A 321-nucleotide genomic window follows, 5' to 3' on the forward strand; every position below is an offset into this window, starting at 1 on the left:
CCGTGGCAAAACCATGGTTATTATGCTTGGTGGCGAAGCCGTTGCCGATAGAAACTTTGGCAACATAATTAGCGATATAGCCTTACTCCACAGCCTTGGGGTAAAGATTGTTCTCGTTCACGGAGCAAGACCACAGATCAACCAACTATTAGCAAGGCAAGATTGCCACACGCCTTACCATAAGAATATTAGAGTTACTGACGAATATTCTTTAGGTGTCGCGATGCAGGCTGCTGGCCAACTACAACTGGCTATCACAGCTCGACTTTCAATGAGCCTAAACAACACCCCGATGGCAGGCACTCAACTCAATGTGATGAG

1 pseudogene is annotated in these 321 nt (G+C 46.7%); it reads left to right on the plus strand.

What is annotated here, in order from left to right:
* Positions 1–321: pseudogene (locus AB4512_RS24550) on the plus strand (amino-acid N-acetyltransferase); the annotation flags it as partial.

Source organism: Vibrio sp. 10N.222.52.B7, assembly GCF_041474275.1.
GTDB lineage: Bacteria > Pseudomonadota > Gammaproteobacteria > Enterobacterales > Vibrionaceae > Vibrio > Vibrio crassostreae_C.